A 14,188-nucleotide genomic window follows, 5' to 3' on the forward strand; every position below is an offset into this window, starting at 1 on the left:
ATTTTTAGAATACCTCAGGGTATTTTTTTGAAAAATTTTAGGCTTTTAAATAGTTCCGCCATCATTAAGAATATGCTATACTTAAGTGTAGATTTAATATGTCTGCTGGAAGGAGAAATCAATTGATGAAAGTATATGATAATGACATTGCAGAAATTCTTTTTAACAGAGATGAAATCAAAGAAAGAATAAATGAATTGGGTGTTCAGATTACTGCTGACTATAATGGTGAAGAAGTATTTGTTGTTTCAATTTTAAGAGGCTCAATGCTTTTTGTAGCTGACTTAGTAAGAAAAATGGATTTACCTGTTATTATGGATACCATGGCAGTTTCAAGTTATTATGATGGCACCGAGACGAGTGGTAAAGTAAAAATCAATAAAGATTTAGAAAGCAGTATTACTGGGAAAAATGTACTGATTGTTGAAGATATTGTAGATACAGGAATTACACTGAAGTTTCTTTTGGAAATGCTTAAAGTTAGAGGGGCAAAGTCTATAAAAATATGCAGTTTTTTAAGTAAGCCAAGCAGAAGGAAAACAGCAGTAGACATTGATTATATAGGTTTTGATATTGAAGATTATTTTGTAGTAGGGTATGGTTTAGACTATAATCAAAAATACAGAAATTATCCTCATTTAGGTCGTTTAAAAGAAGAAAATATTAAGGGGTTAGGAAATGTCAAAAGAAGTAGTAATTGTTTTAGATTTTGGTGGTCAATATAATCAATTGATTGCAAGACGAGTGAGAGAGGCAGGAGTCTATTGTGAAATGCTCTCCTATTCTACTCCATTAGAAGTTTTAAAAGAAAAAAATATTAAAGGCATTATTTTATCTGGAGGTCCTAATAGTGTTTATACTGAGGATGCCCCAAGAATTAATGAAAAATTATTTGAATTAGGAATTCCGGTTTTGGGAATTTGTTATGGGATGCAATTAATGGCTCATATGTTAGGTGGAGAAGTAAAAACATCAACCTTAAAGGAATATGGCAAGCGCAAGGTTATTCTAAGTAATGAATCGCCATTAACGGATTCTGTTAAAAAAGAAAGTAATTGTTGGATGAGTCATACTGATCAAATTCATGCTTTGCCTGAAAACTTTACTGAACTTGGTAAAACTGAGACTACTCCCTATGCTATTATTGGTAATTTAGATAAAGGATTTTATGGTATCCAATTTCACCCTGAAGTGAAACATACGGAGTTTGGACAAGTTTTTTTAGAGAATTTTCTTTTTAATGTTTGTCATTGCTCTAAAAATTGGACAATGGATTCTTTTATTAAAGAAGAAATTGTGAGAGTTAGAAAAGAAGTTGGCAATAAGAAAGTCCTTTGTGCCTTAAGTGGAGGGGTAGACTCTGCTGTTGCAGCTATTTTAATTCATGCCGCAATTGGGGATCAATTAACCTGTATGTTTGTAGACCATGGGCTTCTTCGTAAAGGGGAACGAGAGTCTGTTGAAAAAACATTTAAAAATCAATATGGTTTGAAATTAATAACGATTGATGCAGCTGAGAGATTTATTTCTAAACTAATAGGTGTAGGGGACCCAGAGGAAAAAAGAAAAATTATTGGTGGAGAGTTCATTAGAGTATTTGAAGAGGAATCACAAAAAAATGGTGACTTTGATTATTTAGTACAAGGGACTCTTTATTCTGATGTTATTGAAAGTGGTACAGACACAGCTGAAACCATAAAAAGCCATCACAATGTTGGCGGCTTACCAGAGCACATGAAGTTTTCATTAATAGAACCTTTAAAATGGCTATTTAAAGATGAAGTTCGCAAGGTTGGAACAACCCTTGGCATGCCAGATGAAATTGTCCAGAGACAACCTTTTCCTGGCCCAGGCCTTGGTATCCGTGTCTTAGAAGAGGTAACTCCAGAAAAATTATCTATTCTTCGTGAAGCAGATGCTATTGTGAGGGAAGAAGTTGATGCAATTAATACGAATCGTGAAGTATGGCAGTATTTTGCAGTACTTCCTAATATTCGCAGTGTTGGTGTAATGGGCGATATGAGAACCTATGCTTATACTGTTGTTGTTAGAGCTGTAGGCAGTGCTGATGGTATGACAGCAGATTGGTCTCGATTACCTTATGGGACATTAGAAAAAATATCCTTAAGAATCGTTAATGAAGTTCCTCATGTTAACAGGGTTGCTTATGATATTACAAGTAAGCCACCTGGGACTATTGAATGGGAATAAATATAAAAATCCTAGAATCCTTTTATAGAGGGACTCTAGGATTTTTTATTTCTTAATTGCACTTAAATTGGGACCTAATTCATATTTTCCGTTTAGAATTAAGCCTTTAATGAACTACACATTTAAAATAAGGCTTTTTCCAAGATGAAAAGCGTTTTCACAATCTTTAGGAAATTGTATTGCTTTTACTGTTTCTTTATGTTTCTGGTTAAATTTTGAAGCATTATATTTTTGATAATTATCAAATTGTTAATTATCAAGGGACACCATATAATTAGTATATCCATTAAATAGCTTCAAATAATACATATGCATTTTGAAATTGTAATCATATTTTACTAAGTCAAATCTTTCTTTATCTATACCCATAGTGTAAATAAAACCAATTGATATTTTCTTTTGGAAGGTTGTAGTTTTATCTTTTTCATAAGATAAGTTACTGAAAATAAGTCTCTCTAAAAAGCTCTTGTTAAACTTGTTATATCACCAATATATATTGGCGAACCAATAATAAGAGCATCGCTATTTATAATTTTTTCTAAAGTAATGGTTAAGTTGTCTACCATCGAACACTTTCCAATATATCTATTATTTTTATGTTTACATGCAAAACAACTGCTACATCCTTTATAGTTTAAACCACATAAATTAATAAATTCTGTTACAGCGCCTTCTGATTTCACTCCCTCTAAAGCGTTATATAATAATTGATTAGTATTACCCTTTTTTTGAGGGCTACCATTTTGTGCCCTAAAAGGAGAAAGTAAATGAATAATTTATATGATGGTACATGCGGTGTTGTTAATATGCTTAATAGTATTAGTGGCAAATGGAAATTACCAGTGTTACGGAGATTATCTTTTCGAATAGCTAGATATAATGAGTTGAAAAGACAAGTAAAAGGAATTACTAATATCATGTTAACAAGGACGTTACACGATTTAGAATGTAATGGTTTAGTAATCAGAAAGCAATATAATGAAGTTCCGCCAAAAGTTGAATATCAACTAACTAAACATGGAAAGAGACTTATTCCGGCATTAGAAATACTAAAAGAATGGGCTGAAAGCAGATTGGAATAAATAAAAGTCAATAAAGAAAGCAGTATAAAACAATGATTAGACATTAGATTACAAAGTTAAGAACAGAAGAAAATCAATATCCTAAGAGCTGGATGCAGTTAAATTTAGGATTTATTATTTGCTTTAATTTAAATGAAAGCAAAGAGCTCTAGATTTAAAGAAGTGCTTTTGTTTTAACAATAGGAAAATGGCATTAATTTAAAAGAATGGTGCAATTAATGCACCCCTAGGAAATCAGCTTCTATATTTAGAGCCATTACAGTCAGGACATGGTGGCAATGTATCAGAGTTATCGTCTAGTTTAACCGCCTGACCAAAGTTTAAACAATAGTAAGTACCTTTACTTAGCTTTTCGCCAGTACTAAAAGTAAGCATATAACTACCTTTTTACCTAGATTTTCTGATTTGGTTGTGATTAAGTACACTGTAACAGCAATAGAAGCATAAATATAAGCCATATTTTTATATCCATATATAATCACCTCTTTTTTAGGGGGGATTATATCACATATTTAATTAATAATATGATTAATATATTGAGTTATAAGTATAATAATTAAAATATACACAGAATTAATAGACGAGGCATTAGAACAATTATTAAACGGGCAAGGGCAAAATCCTCCAGACGATATAATATAGAGGCACATATAGAGATTTTGAAGCACTGAAACTCTATTGGGAGAAAAAGGAGAGATGAAATTAGGGTGATTAATTTTTTACAAAATCATCAAACGCCTAGAACAAGCCATTTTATTCATAGATTAGCTAGGCTTGACCTTAAAAAAATAATTTAATGAGTTAGAACATTTGAAAAAAGAGAGATTATTAGAGTTTTATTTAGCTAAATAGTCGAGTAACTGTGTTAATAATTAAATATAATTACCAGTTATAGGTTATAATAAAGAATAAGAACAAGTGAAATCAAGCGAAGGTATACATATTTCCTTTATAATAAATGTAGAGTGGTTGAAATGAGGTGAGTAGTGAATGTATGAGTGGCAAAAGCAAATACAGATGATTATTGACGAAATTGATAAATCTATTAAAAACTATAATGATGAGGCATTAACATTAAGTTTTCTTTCTAGTAGATTAGGGTATTCTGAACTTTATACAACAAGAAAATTTAAAGAAATATCAGGAATGCAATTTAGGGATTATCTTTGTAATCGAAAATTAGCGTTTGCTTTAAAAGAGGTGAGAGACAGTAATAAGAGTTTTCTAGAAATTGCATTAAATTATGGTTTTTCATCCCGCGAAGCTTTTACTAGGTCTTTCAAGAAAGCTTATGGTATCAAGGGAATATAGGAAAAATCCGAGACCAGTGTTGCTGCGTACAAAAATAACCTCTTTCGATCCCTACTTTCTAGGGTTAAGAGAAATTGGTATAGTTAAATCAGCAGATGAGATTAAAATTTATTTTGTGACTATTCAAGCTCATAAATTTTTACATATTAAAAATTATGAAAGCAATGGATATTGGGATTTTTAGCAAAAGCAAAGTCTAATACCAGGTCAGGATTGTGAAACAATTTGTGGTTTACTAGATAGTATTAAGGGTAAATTAGATGATTATAATAGAAATGAAACTAATAGTAGTAGTGGTCAAATTATGGCCTATATGAATGATCCAAATGTTAGATTTTGTGATTGAGGTATTCCAAGAATAGAATGTTATGGTGTACGCCTTTCTTTTGATTATGAAGGGAAAGTGCCAACATAAATGGATATGATTTATGTTCCTGAAGGAGAGTATTTAGTTTTTGAACATGGCTCCTTTAATTATGAACAGGAGAATCATAGTATAGAGGATAAAATTGAAAAGGTTATGGCATTTTTTGATTTTACGGATTCTGGATATTGTTATGACACTACCCTGGGCGGAATAATCTATTTTTATCATGACCCAGAACGGTTTTGGAAGTATGTTAGACCTGTGAGAATGTTAAAAAGTTAGGGATAAGACTATTAGCTCTATTTACTGTTTCTAACAACTGCGCAAGGACAGGTCATGAACTAGGGTAATTGATAGTATAGAAAACCACTAAAGTAATTAAAATAAAATTGTATTATAATAATTTTTTAGATGATAATAATTTATTTTACAATAACGCATTTAATCGACATAGTGCTCATGCTATAATAATTTCAAGGAATGATGAAAATCTATATTCTTGACACTGATAAAGATTAGGAGCTTTAAATTGTTTAGTAATTTTGTTTTTAAACAGCTAACCAATCTTAAGAAGAAACAACTTCTAGGTTTATAGACTAATAATTTAAATAAAGGAGAAAAAATGAAGAAATTTATAGGATTATTATCAAATAGATTGGTAATTACATTACCTTTAATTATACTGCAAGTTATTTTAGTATTATTTATTTTTAGAAGGTACTTTAGCAGTAGGTGACTATTTATTCTTTATGATTATGGGTATGGTATTTTTATCCAGTCTTCTGAATCTTATGAATTTTGCTCAAATGTTTAATCAGATTATTAGCGGTACTAAAAGAATTCAAAAAATCATGGCATTGCCTGAAACAAAAGAAGGTAATATTAATGCATTAAAGACAGAAAATCTAATGGATTTAGTTTCATTTGTTTTTCAGGAAACATTTGTGCTTAATGATAGTATTTATGAAAATATAGCTATTGGAAACTGTCAAGCAACTAGCTCTCAGGTAGAAGCTGCTGCCCAAGCAGCTCAGATTCATGATTTTATAGCATCATTACCTAATGGTTACAATACAAAATTAGGTGAAGATGGTGCGAAAATGAGTGGTGGTGGAATGCAGCGTATTTCAATTGCAAGAGCATTAATAAAAAATGCACCAATTATCGTATTTGATGAAGCTACAAGCTATACGGATATTGAAAATGAACATAAGATTCAGCTTGCATTACAGAATCTTCTGAAAGACAAAACCACTATTATGATTGCACATAGATTACATACGATTGTAAACGCTAATCAAATCTGTGTTTTTGATAAGGGCGAAATAGTTGAAAGAGGAAGTCACACTGAATTAGTAGATAGGAATGGATTATATACTAAAATGTGGCAAACTTATATTCAGTGCGAGGAACAAGAGGAGGCGAGAGCATGACTGGATTAATAAAAAATATTAGAAAAATAGCAGGGATAGGTTCTCGCAGATTAATTTTACCTATACTATTATCCTGTGTAGATGCAATCTTTAACATGTCTATGTTTGGAATTATGATTGCCTCTATTATTAATCTTGTTGAGGGTACTTTTTCAAAAGATTTATTGATAATGTATTCTTTAATACTATTAGGTTTATTTATAATAAGAGCCATAGTGTCTTCTATTAACTATACTCAGACTCAATATAGAGGGGCAGATATTACTGCAGATTTAAGAATTTCCCTGGGGAATCATATTCGAAGCTTAAATTTAGGTTATTTTAATAAAAATAGTATTGGTAGGTTAAATTCAACATTGACAACAGATATTGCTGATTTTGAAAATGTACTTACTCATTCATTATCCAACTTTTTTAAAGTTATATTTTTTAGTTTATTAGCTATTTGTTTTGCCTTTTCAATTAATGCAACCTATGCTCTAGTAATTGTAGTGGTAATTTTGTTGTCCACTACCTTTAATGGGCATTGGAGGCAGAATGGCTAAGAAAAGAGGAGGCATAATATAGGTAAGTATTCATGGTGTAATATCAAGAATAGTGGAGTATATTAATGGGATTAAAACATTTAAATTATATAATTTAACAGGTGTGAAATTTAAAATACTAAGCGATAGTTTCATTAATTTAAAAAAGGAGTCAATTCGTTTAGAACTTTCCATAGCTCCATTTTCTATATTGTTTTCTATAGCTACATCCCTGATAATTCCAATTGCTTTAACTGTGGGAACTGTAATGATTCAAAATAGTGACTTAAGTCCTCAAGCTTTTTAGCTATTATTATGATTGGTGTTGCAATTTCAAATATGATGACTACTTTAGGGAGTTTTTACCCTGAAATAAATTATCTAAATAAAGCAGCAGATAACATAATTGAAGTCCAAGATGAAACCCCTTTGAAATTTAAAACAGAAATTCCTAATCTTACTAATGGAGATATCCATTTTGATAACGTTCATTTTAGCTATAATGATGAGGTAGAAGTGCTTCATAATATAAATTTTGAAGCGAAGCCAAAAACTACAACTGCATTGATTGGATCCATCTGGTAGTGGAAAAACAACTATAATTAGTTTGATTTCCCGTTTTTGGGATGTGTTACAAAAGGCTCCATTACAATTGATGGTCAGAATATAAAAGATATTTCTCCAGATGGACTAACCATTCAAATGTCAGTTGTTTTTCAAGATGTATATTTATTAAATAACAGTATTGGAGAAAATATCAAAGTAGGAAAACCGAATGCTACAATGGAAGAAGTTATTTCAGCTGCTAAATCTGCTCAATGTCATGATTTTATAATGGCGCTCCCAGATGGGTATGATGCCTTAGTTGGTGAAAGTGGCAGTACATTATCCGGTGGAGAAAAGCAGCGTATTTCAATTGCAAGAGCATTAATAAAAAATGCACCAATTGTTTTGTTAGATGAGACCACCTCTAGTTTAGATGCTGATAATGAATTGGAAATAAATAAAGCCTTAGATATTTCAATGAAAGATAAAACTGTAATTGTAATTGCCCCATAGACTTAACACAATTAAAGGCGCTGATAACATACTTGTACTTGATAAAGGGAGGGATTAAGGAAGAGGGCAACCATAATGAATTAATTAAGAAAGTGGGCTGATATGCTAAAATGATTGAAGAACAGGAAAAGGCACGTCAATGGAGTGTATAATTATATTGTTTAAATTAACTAAAGATTAATTTAATAGTAAAGATATTTGTTGTATATAAAAGGTGTAGTATTTATTTACTACGCCTTTTATAGTTTTTTCTTTTACAGAAGAATAAAAGGTAAGCTACATATTAATCTGGATACTTTTATATTATAATGAGTGTAAATTAGTATTAAGGGAGAAATAAAATGGCACAAGTAAGTAAAAATTTATTTATGGAATACCAAAAGCTGAATTGCATTTGCATTTAGAAGGAACTTTGGAGCCAGAGTTAAAATTAGCTTTGGCAAATAAGAATAAAATTAATATTGGTCAAACCACTATTGAGGAAGTAAAAAAGAGCTATCAATTTGATTCATTAACCTCTTTTTTGCAAGTTTATTATCCAGCTATGAATGTTTTACAGGATGAAAGTGATTTTTATGAGTTAGGATTAGCTTATCTAAAAAAAGCAAAAGAAAATAATGTAAGATATACTGAAATGTTTTTTGATCCTCAAGCTCATACTTCCAGAGGCGTTGCTTTTGAAACGGTTATTAATGGCTATTACAAGGCTTGCCAAAGAAGCATTAAGCCTTTTGGTGTAGAGGGCTTAATTATGTGTTTCTTAAGGGATATGAGTGCTGAATCGGCAATGGAGAAACCTATGAAGCAATGTTTACCCTTACAGAGATAAAATCATTGGAATTGGCTTAGATTTTGATGAAAGGGAAAATCCTCCATTGAAGTTTGAAGCAGTGTTTAAGAGAGCAAAAGAAGATGGATTTCATATTAAAATGCATTGTGATATTGATCAGGTAGGATCAATTGAGAATATTCGTGATGCACTTATGGCAATAGGGGTTGAGCGATTAGATCATGGCACCAATATTGTTGAAGATGAAAGCTTAGTTGATTATGTGATTAAAAATAAAATAGGATTTACATGTTGCCCAGTTTCTAATAGTTTTGTTACAGAAAAAATGAAGGGCGATGAAATAGTATATTTACTGCATAAGGGAGCTAAAGTTACTATTAATTCAGATGATCCAGCATATTTTCAAAGCTATGTATCCGATGACATGTATGCGTTAGCATCACAGTATACTCTAACTGAAGAAGACATTATTCAATTGGCTAAAAATTCTTTTGAAATTGCTTGGATATCCGAAGAGCAAAAGCAAAAATATCTAAAATAAATTGATGTATACGTAGAAAACTTAAAATAAAAACTATAGAAAATAAAAAGCTATGATGAATATTATTTTATCATAGCTTTTTACTGTAGTTTTTAAATTAAATCAGCATCTTTTAACATTTCTAAAATCAGAGTTCCCTTGATTTTTTCTAATCCGCGTTTTTCCATTTTTTTGACTATCCAAGGTACTTTAATATCCTTTAATTTTTTACCATCCAATAAGCGTGCAGATGATTTCAGGAGGACTCTTATATCGAAAGCAGAAGCAAATACTTCAGGTACGCCACGGTCTACATTAAGGAGTGTGTAAACTGCTTCCATAGCGGTACGAACAGAGTATTCAATTGTAAATACAGTATCTCTTTCAGTTTCACTAAAGTTACCAATAAAGGCTAGGTTTTTAGAGCCTTCAGGAATAACTAGTGGACGATCGCCATCTTTTCTCGCCATAAAATAGGATGTTACATAAGGCATATAGCAAGGCACTGTGTTACAGGAGTTTGTCGCTAAATCATCAATTAGAGCTTCAGGCACTCCCATATGATAGAGCCATTCTTGAGCTATTTCAATACCGGTACAAGCAGTAATGCTTTTCTTAATATAGTTACCTGGCTTGTTAGATAACAAACCATATATCCAAACAGTAAGTTCATTTTTTGGTTGTGCTTTAAAGTGTGGTTGGCGATTTAAGGTATAGCTTAACATCCAATTGGAATCTCTTACTGTTACAATACCACCGGTAACAACATTGCCAGCATATGGATCACGTTTACTTATTTTTTCAATATATGGGGCTACTTTATCATCAAGTGTTGTTAATGTTGCTGATACAAACCAACTTTCTTCTGGCAGATTATCACAGAATTTCTCTGGATGACCTAGAGCATCATCTTGTTTAGCTAGGTTCTTCCATAATTGCCAGCTACCGCCTAAGTCCTTAGATACAGGGGCTGAGTGGTTATTATCTCCAAAGGTTGTACTTTCAGTAATGCTACCATTGGTTACAAAAACAAGGTCATTTTCACTTAAATCTAATACTTTTTCTTTCCCCTTTACTTCTAAGAGCATTTGTTTTGCCAGTAAATTATTTCCATTTCTTTCAACTATAACATTTTTAACTGCAGTATCATATTGGATTGTAACACCAAATGATTCAAGGTATTTTACAAGAGGCAATACTAAAGATTCATATTGATTGTACTTTGTAAACTTTAAAGCAGATAAATCTGGCAATCCATTAACATGATGAATAAAGCGCATAATATAGCGACGCATTTCGATAGCAGAATGCCACTTCTCAAAAGCAAACATAGTTGACCAATAAGTCCAAAAATTTGATTTGAAAAATTCACTTGAAAATACATCGGTAATTTTATTGTCCTGTAATTCTGATTCTGCTGTTAAAAAGAGTTTAACCATTTCCTGGGCTGAGTCATCAGATAGTGTAAATTGTCCATCAGTTGGGATTCGTTGTCCCCGATGTTCTATTACGCGGCATTTTGAGTAGTTAGGGTCTTTTTTATTAAGCCAATAAAATTCATCTAAAACAGATGCATTTTCTAATTCTAGAGAAGGTACTGAACGGAATAAATCCCAGAGACATTCAAAATGATTTTCCATTTCTCTTCCACCGCGAATAATAAATCCTCTTGTAGGATTTAAAATACCGTCTAAACTTCCTCCAGCTATTGAAAGTTCTTCAAAAATATGAATATTTTTTCCTTCCATTTGCCCATCACGTACTAGAAAGGCTGCTGCTGATAAAGAGGCTAAACCCGAACCAACTAAATAAGCTTTTTTATTATCAACATTATCCGGTTTTTTAGGACGTGCAAAAGCTTCATAGTTTCCATTACTTCTATACACAATAAACACCTGCTTTCACCATAATTTAATATACTTCTGCCTACATTATATACCTATAAATTTAATTAAGCAAGTAATAATATTACTTTTGCCGTAATATCATATTGCCTTAATGTAAATGATTTTTACTGACATTTATTTTTGCTTGTTAGTTTTTAAGATTCTCTTTATTTGATCTACATTTAATATAGGTAGTGAATCTTTTGCATTACATTCTATTGCATACCTAAGTTCTATCAGAATGCCAATTACTTTCTTACCATCTACACCATATTTATATTCAAAGTATTGAGGAATAATAACAGCGTTAGTATAGTTAGGAAACCTTATTTGCCTAAGTATTATTATGTGGTCAGGTAGAAAATCTTCTGGCAGTCTTATCATTTGTTTTTTTATCAAATTTTAATAGGGGAACAATTCAGGCGTTTATCCTAGGCGAGTAAATCTCTATCATGAGAAATATAGGGTTGTACAGGGCAATTTTTTATACCAACCATGTTTCTTCATTATTGTCATTCCTTTTATTAATAATGCATATTATATATAGTATATGACAAGGTTATTATTCAACTATAAAATAATGCTTCTGAAATAATTATATTATAAGCCTACTAGAGGAAAAAGCAAAATTGAGCAAAAAAAATGTAAAGCTGAATAATTTTTCTCATTCATTATCATGGTGAATTACTAGTCATCAGAATTTTTTAATTTCTATGATGAATAAATTTTCTATATCGACTATTATTGATATCTAGGTTAGAAATTGGTATTCTTATATGAGTAGATATAAGATGAGGAGAAAAATAATGAAACAAGATACTATTGTAATATTAGACTTAGGAAATTGTGAAAATACTATTTTAGCAAGAGCCATTAGAGAACTAGGGGTTTATAGTGAGATTTATCCTCACGATACTACCATAGAGGCTTTAAATGCAATAGGAAATGTAAAAGGCGTTATCATTAATGGTGGTCCTAATAATATTGTAGATGACCAACCTATTAGTGTTAACTCAGAGTTACTTGAAACAAATTATCCTATACTTGCAGTAGACTATGAATCAGCTACTGGTCTTAAAACCTTTAGTCAATGGCCAGAAGACGTTGAAGTTATGAAAGATGTACTAAAATCATTTATCTTTGATGACTGCCAAGTAATTGCAAATTGGAATATGAAAAATTTTGTAGCAGATCAAGTAGAGCTTATCCTTCGTCAGGTAGGAGACCGTAAAGTGCTTTTAGCTTTGTCTGGAGGTGTTGATAGCTCAAGTAGTTGCAGCATTATTAATAAAAGCTATTGGTAAACAATTAGTCTGTGTTCATGTTAATCATGGTCTTATGCGTAAAGGTGAATCGGAAAGTGTTGTAGAAGTATTTGGTAAAGCGTTAGATACAAATCTTATATATGCAAATGTTAGTGAGCGCTTTTTAAGTAAACTAAAAGGTGTAGAAGATCCAGAAGAAAAAAGAAAAATTATTGGTGAAGAATTTTTTGTGTTTTTGAAGAAGAAGCTATAAAACTAAAAGGAATTGATTTTTTAGCTCAAGGCACTATCTATCCAGACATTATTGAAAGTGGCACTAAAACAATGAAGGTAATTAAATCCCATCACAATGTTGGCGGCTTACCAGAAGATTTAGAATTTTCGCTTGTAGAGCCATTATCTTAACTATTTAAGGATGAGGTAAGAGCTTGTGGTATAGAATTTGGGGCTTCCTCATGATATGGTTTATCGTCAGCCGTTTCCTGGGCCTGGTCTAGGGATTCGTTGCCTTGGCGAAATAACTAAAGAACGTCTTGAGGCTGTAGGCTTGGAAGAATGTCAATAGAGTAGATAGAAAAAGTGAAATTAAGTTTTAATAGAAGTGAAAAAATAGTCTTCTTTGGAATTAGGAGAAAGAATGTTATTAGCAGAGTGGGGACGTATAGGGGGTTGTAGAAGCCCTCAATGTGTTCAAAGCAGGAAAGCTTAATTTGAGCAAAGGAAGAAAAAGACCTACGAAGAATTTCTTCTTTTTTCATATATTTAAAAAGGACTCAACGACAGCATTGTCCCAAGGATGAGAAAGCTTAGAAAAAGATTGAATGATACCAAAAGAATCAAGGAGCTTTCTAAAGATAAAAGAAGTATATTAGGAACCTCTGTCAGAATGAAAAATAAGAGAAGTAGAAGGTTTTTGAGAATAAAAGGCTTTGATAAAAGTATCCTTAACAAGAGAAGTATCAATTTTAAGAGAGAGCTTCCAAGCAATAATTTTACGAGAAAATAAATCCATAATAACACAGAGATAAGCAAAAGAGGCATTTAAATTAATATAGGTAATGTCACTAGCCCAGACTTGATTGGGCTGAGGAACATTAAAATTTTGATTTAGGTAGTTAGGGCAATCAAAATTGGGAATAGACCTCGGATGAATAAACCGAAGTTTGATAGTAGGCATTTTAGGAAGATTCATGTCAGTCATCAGGCGGCTCGCTCTACCAATACTGATGTTGATGCCATAGTCATAGGAAAGAAGAGCCTTAATCTTAGATGGGCCAATACGTCTCTTAGTAAGATGACAAATCTCCGAGAATAAGCTGACGGAGTTTTTAATTCTCAATAGTTCTAGGAGAAAGTTTTTCCGAAAAGTATTTGTAATAGGAGCTGCGGTTCACTTTAAGGACATGACAAAGAAAAGAGATAGCGTGCTGAAAACGAAGGGTATGAACAGCCATTAATCTTTGTCTGAGTGAGGCGTGAATATGGCAATTGCTTTTTTTAAAATGATATTTTCCTCCTAGAGTCGAGCATTACGCTTTTGAAGATCCTTAATCTGCTTAGCGGTTAGAATAGTATCATCATCAATTCTAACCTGAGAATAAAGTTTAATCCACTTGTGTAAAGCAGACATGGAGACACCATATTCTTTAGAAAGTTGGGATTGAGTTTTACCGTTTTGGTGTAAATTAACAATACTTTTTTTAAATTCTTCATCGTATTTCTTGTAATTATTCATAATTT

The 14,188-nt window shown here is 31.7% G+C and carries 12 protein-coding genes and 4 pseudogenes; 11 read left to right on the forward strand and 5 right to left on the reverse strand.

The features are described 5' to 3' along the window. The first annotated feature begins 125 nt into the window (after positions 1-125). Both hpt and guaA read left to right on the forward strand, forming a co-directional pair. Positions 126-725 carry a hypoxanthine phosphoribosyltransferase gene (gene hpt, locus AZF37_RS02060; RefSeq protein WP_088369365.1) on the forward strand — a complete coding sequence of 200 codons (600 nt, stop codon included), beginning with the start codon at positions 126-128 and terminating at the stop codon, positions 723-725. Next, a complete protein-coding gene (gene guaA, locus AZF37_RS02065) occupies positions 679-2,211 on the forward strand; it encodes a glutamine-hydrolyzing GMP synthase (protein ID WP_088369366.1) in 1,533 nt (510 codons plus the stop codon). The genes hpt and guaA overlap by 47 nt, the downstream gene beginning before the upstream one ends. 455 nt (positions 2,212-2,666) lie before the next feature. Here guaA and AZF37_RS11320 read toward each other — a convergent pair whose 3' ends face one another. After that, on the reverse strand, positions 2,667-2,894 hold the full coding sequence (locus tag AZF37_RS11320; RefSeq protein ID WP_245612010.1) for a flavodoxin family protein: 228 nt from the start codon (positions 2,892-2,894) through the stop codon (positions 2,667-2,669). 84 nt (positions 2,895-2,978) lie between these two features. Between AZF37_RS11320 and AZF37_RS02075 the strand changes: the two genes are divergently transcribed. Continuing rightward, positions 2,979-3,293 (forward strand): winged helix-turn-helix transcriptional regulator, encoded by a 315-nt coding sequence (locus AZF37_RS02075; RefSeq protein ID WP_088369367.1) that lies wholly within the window; start codon positions 2,979-2,981, stop codon positions 3,291-3,293. A 234-nt stretch (positions 3,294-3,527) separates the two neighbouring features. On the opposite strand, the gene AZF37_RS13070 is transcribed toward AZF37_RS02075, so the two are convergent. Then, complete coding sequence (locus AZF37_RS13070; RefSeq protein WP_088369368.1) at positions 3,528-3,668, reverse strand: zinc ribbon-containing protein; 141 nt, start codon at positions 3,666-3,668, stop codon at positions 3,528-3,530. A 615-nt stretch (positions 3,669-4,283) separates the two neighbouring features. On the opposite strand from AZF37_RS13070, the pseudogene AZF37_RS02085 reads away from it, so the two are divergent. The 7 genes and pseudogenes from AZF37_RS02085 (at position 4,284) to add (ending at position 9,318) form a co-directional block, all read left to right on the forward strand. Continuing rightward, a pseudogene (locus AZF37_RS02085) lies at positions 4,284-5,253 on the forward strand (helix-turn-helix transcriptional regulator). Positions 5,254-5,777: 524 nt separating this feature from the next. Beyond that, positions 5,778-6,404, forward strand: a complete 627-nt coding sequence (locus tag AZF37_RS02090; protein ID WP_425425453.1) for an ATP-binding cassette domain-containing protein — start codon at positions 5,778-5,780, stop codon at positions 6,402-6,404. After that, the gene (locus tag AZF37_RS11325) at positions 6,401-6,949 is read left to right on the forward strand and encodes an ABC transporter transmembrane domain-containing protein (RefSeq protein WP_245612011.1); all 549 of its coding nucleotides are present in this window, start codon (positions 6,401-6,403) and stop codon (positions 6,947-6,949) included. The genes AZF37_RS02090 and AZF37_RS11325 overlap by 4 nt, the downstream gene beginning before the upstream one ends. 52 nt (positions 6,950-7,001) lie before the next feature. Next, the gene (locus AZF37_RS11330; RefSeq protein WP_245612012.1) at positions 7,002-7,235 is read left to right on the forward strand and encodes a hypothetical protein; all 234 of its coding nucleotides are present in this window, start codon (positions 7,002-7,004) and stop codon (positions 7,233-7,235) included. Positions 7,236-7,243: 8 nt separating this feature from the next. Then, complete coding sequence (locus AZF37_RS11335; RefSeq protein ID WP_245612013.1) at positions 7,244-7,513, forward strand: hypothetical protein; 270 nt, start codon at positions 7,244-7,246, stop codon at positions 7,511-7,513. Positions 7,514-7,549: 36 nt separating this feature from the next. Further along, on the forward strand, positions 7,550-7,987 hold the full coding sequence (locus AZF37_RS11340; protein WP_245612014.1) for an ATP-binding cassette domain-containing protein: 438 nt from the start codon (positions 7,550-7,552) through the stop codon (positions 7,985-7,987). A gap of 364 nt (positions 7,988-8,351) precedes the next feature. Continuing rightward, a pseudogene (gene add / locus AZF37_RS02100) lies at positions 8,352-9,318 on the forward strand (adenosine deaminase). Positions 9,319-9,410: 92 nt separating this feature from the next. On the opposite strand, the gene AZF37_RS02105 reads toward add, so the two are convergent. Further along, positions 9,411-11,183, reverse strand: coding sequence for an oleate hydratase (locus AZF37_RS02105; RefSeq protein WP_088369370.1), 1,773 nt, complete (start codon positions 11,181-11,183; stop codon positions 9,411-9,413). Between the two features lie 135 nt (positions 11,184-11,318). Continuing rightward, a complete protein-coding gene (locus tag AZF37_RS02110) occupies positions 11,319-11,567 on the reverse strand; it encodes a hypothetical protein (protein WP_162473825.1) in 249 nt (82 codons plus the stop codon). Between the two features lie 422 nt (positions 11,568-11,989). Between AZF37_RS02110 and AZF37_RS02115 the strand changes: the two are divergent. Then, positions 11,990-12,992, forward strand: a pseudogene (locus AZF37_RS02115) (glutamine amidotransferase-related protein); the annotation flags it as partial. 41 nt (positions 12,993-13,033) lie between these two features. On the opposite strand, the pseudogene AZF37_RS02120 reads toward AZF37_RS02115, so the two are convergent. Further along, positions 13,034-14,183: pseudogene (locus AZF37_RS02120) on the reverse strand (IS3 family transposase). Between the last annotated feature and the right edge of the window lie 5 nt (positions 14,184-14,188).

Source organism: endosymbiont 'TC1' of Trimyema compressum, assembly GCF_001584725.1.
In the GTDB taxonomy this organism is placed as follows: Bacteria; Bacillota; TC1; order TC1; family TC1; genus TC1.

Coding starts and splice junctions, on each gene's coding strand:
- hpt (WP_088369365.1), top strand. CDS start 126: ATGAAAGTATATGATAATGACATTGCAGAAATTCTTTTTAACAGAGAT.
- guaA (WP_088369366.1), top strand. CDS start 679: ATGTCAAAAGAAGTAGTAATTGTTTTAGATTTTGGTGGTCAATATAAT.
- AZF37_RS02075 (WP_088369367.1), top strand. CDS start 2,979: ATGAATAATTTATATGATGGTACATGCGGTGTTGTTAATATGCTTAAT.
- AZF37_RS13070 (WP_088369368.1), bottom strand. CDS start 3,668: ATGCTTACTTTTAGTACTGGCGAAAAGCTAAGTAAAGGTACTTACTAT.
- AZF37_RS02090 (WP_425425453.1), top strand. CDS start 5,778: ATGTTTAATCAGATTATTAGCGGTACTAAAAGAATTCAAAAAATCATG.
- AZF37_RS11325 (WP_245612011.1), top strand. CDS start 6,401: ATGACTGGATTAATAAAAAATATTAGAAAAATAGCAGGGATAGGTTCT.
- AZF37_RS11335 (WP_245612013.1), top strand. CDS start 7,244: ATGATTGGTGTTGCAATTTCAAATATGATGACTACTTTAGGGAGTTTT.
- AZF37_RS02110 (WP_162473825.1), bottom strand. CDS start 11,567: ATGATAAGACTGCCAGAAGATTTTCTACCTGACCACATAATAATACTT.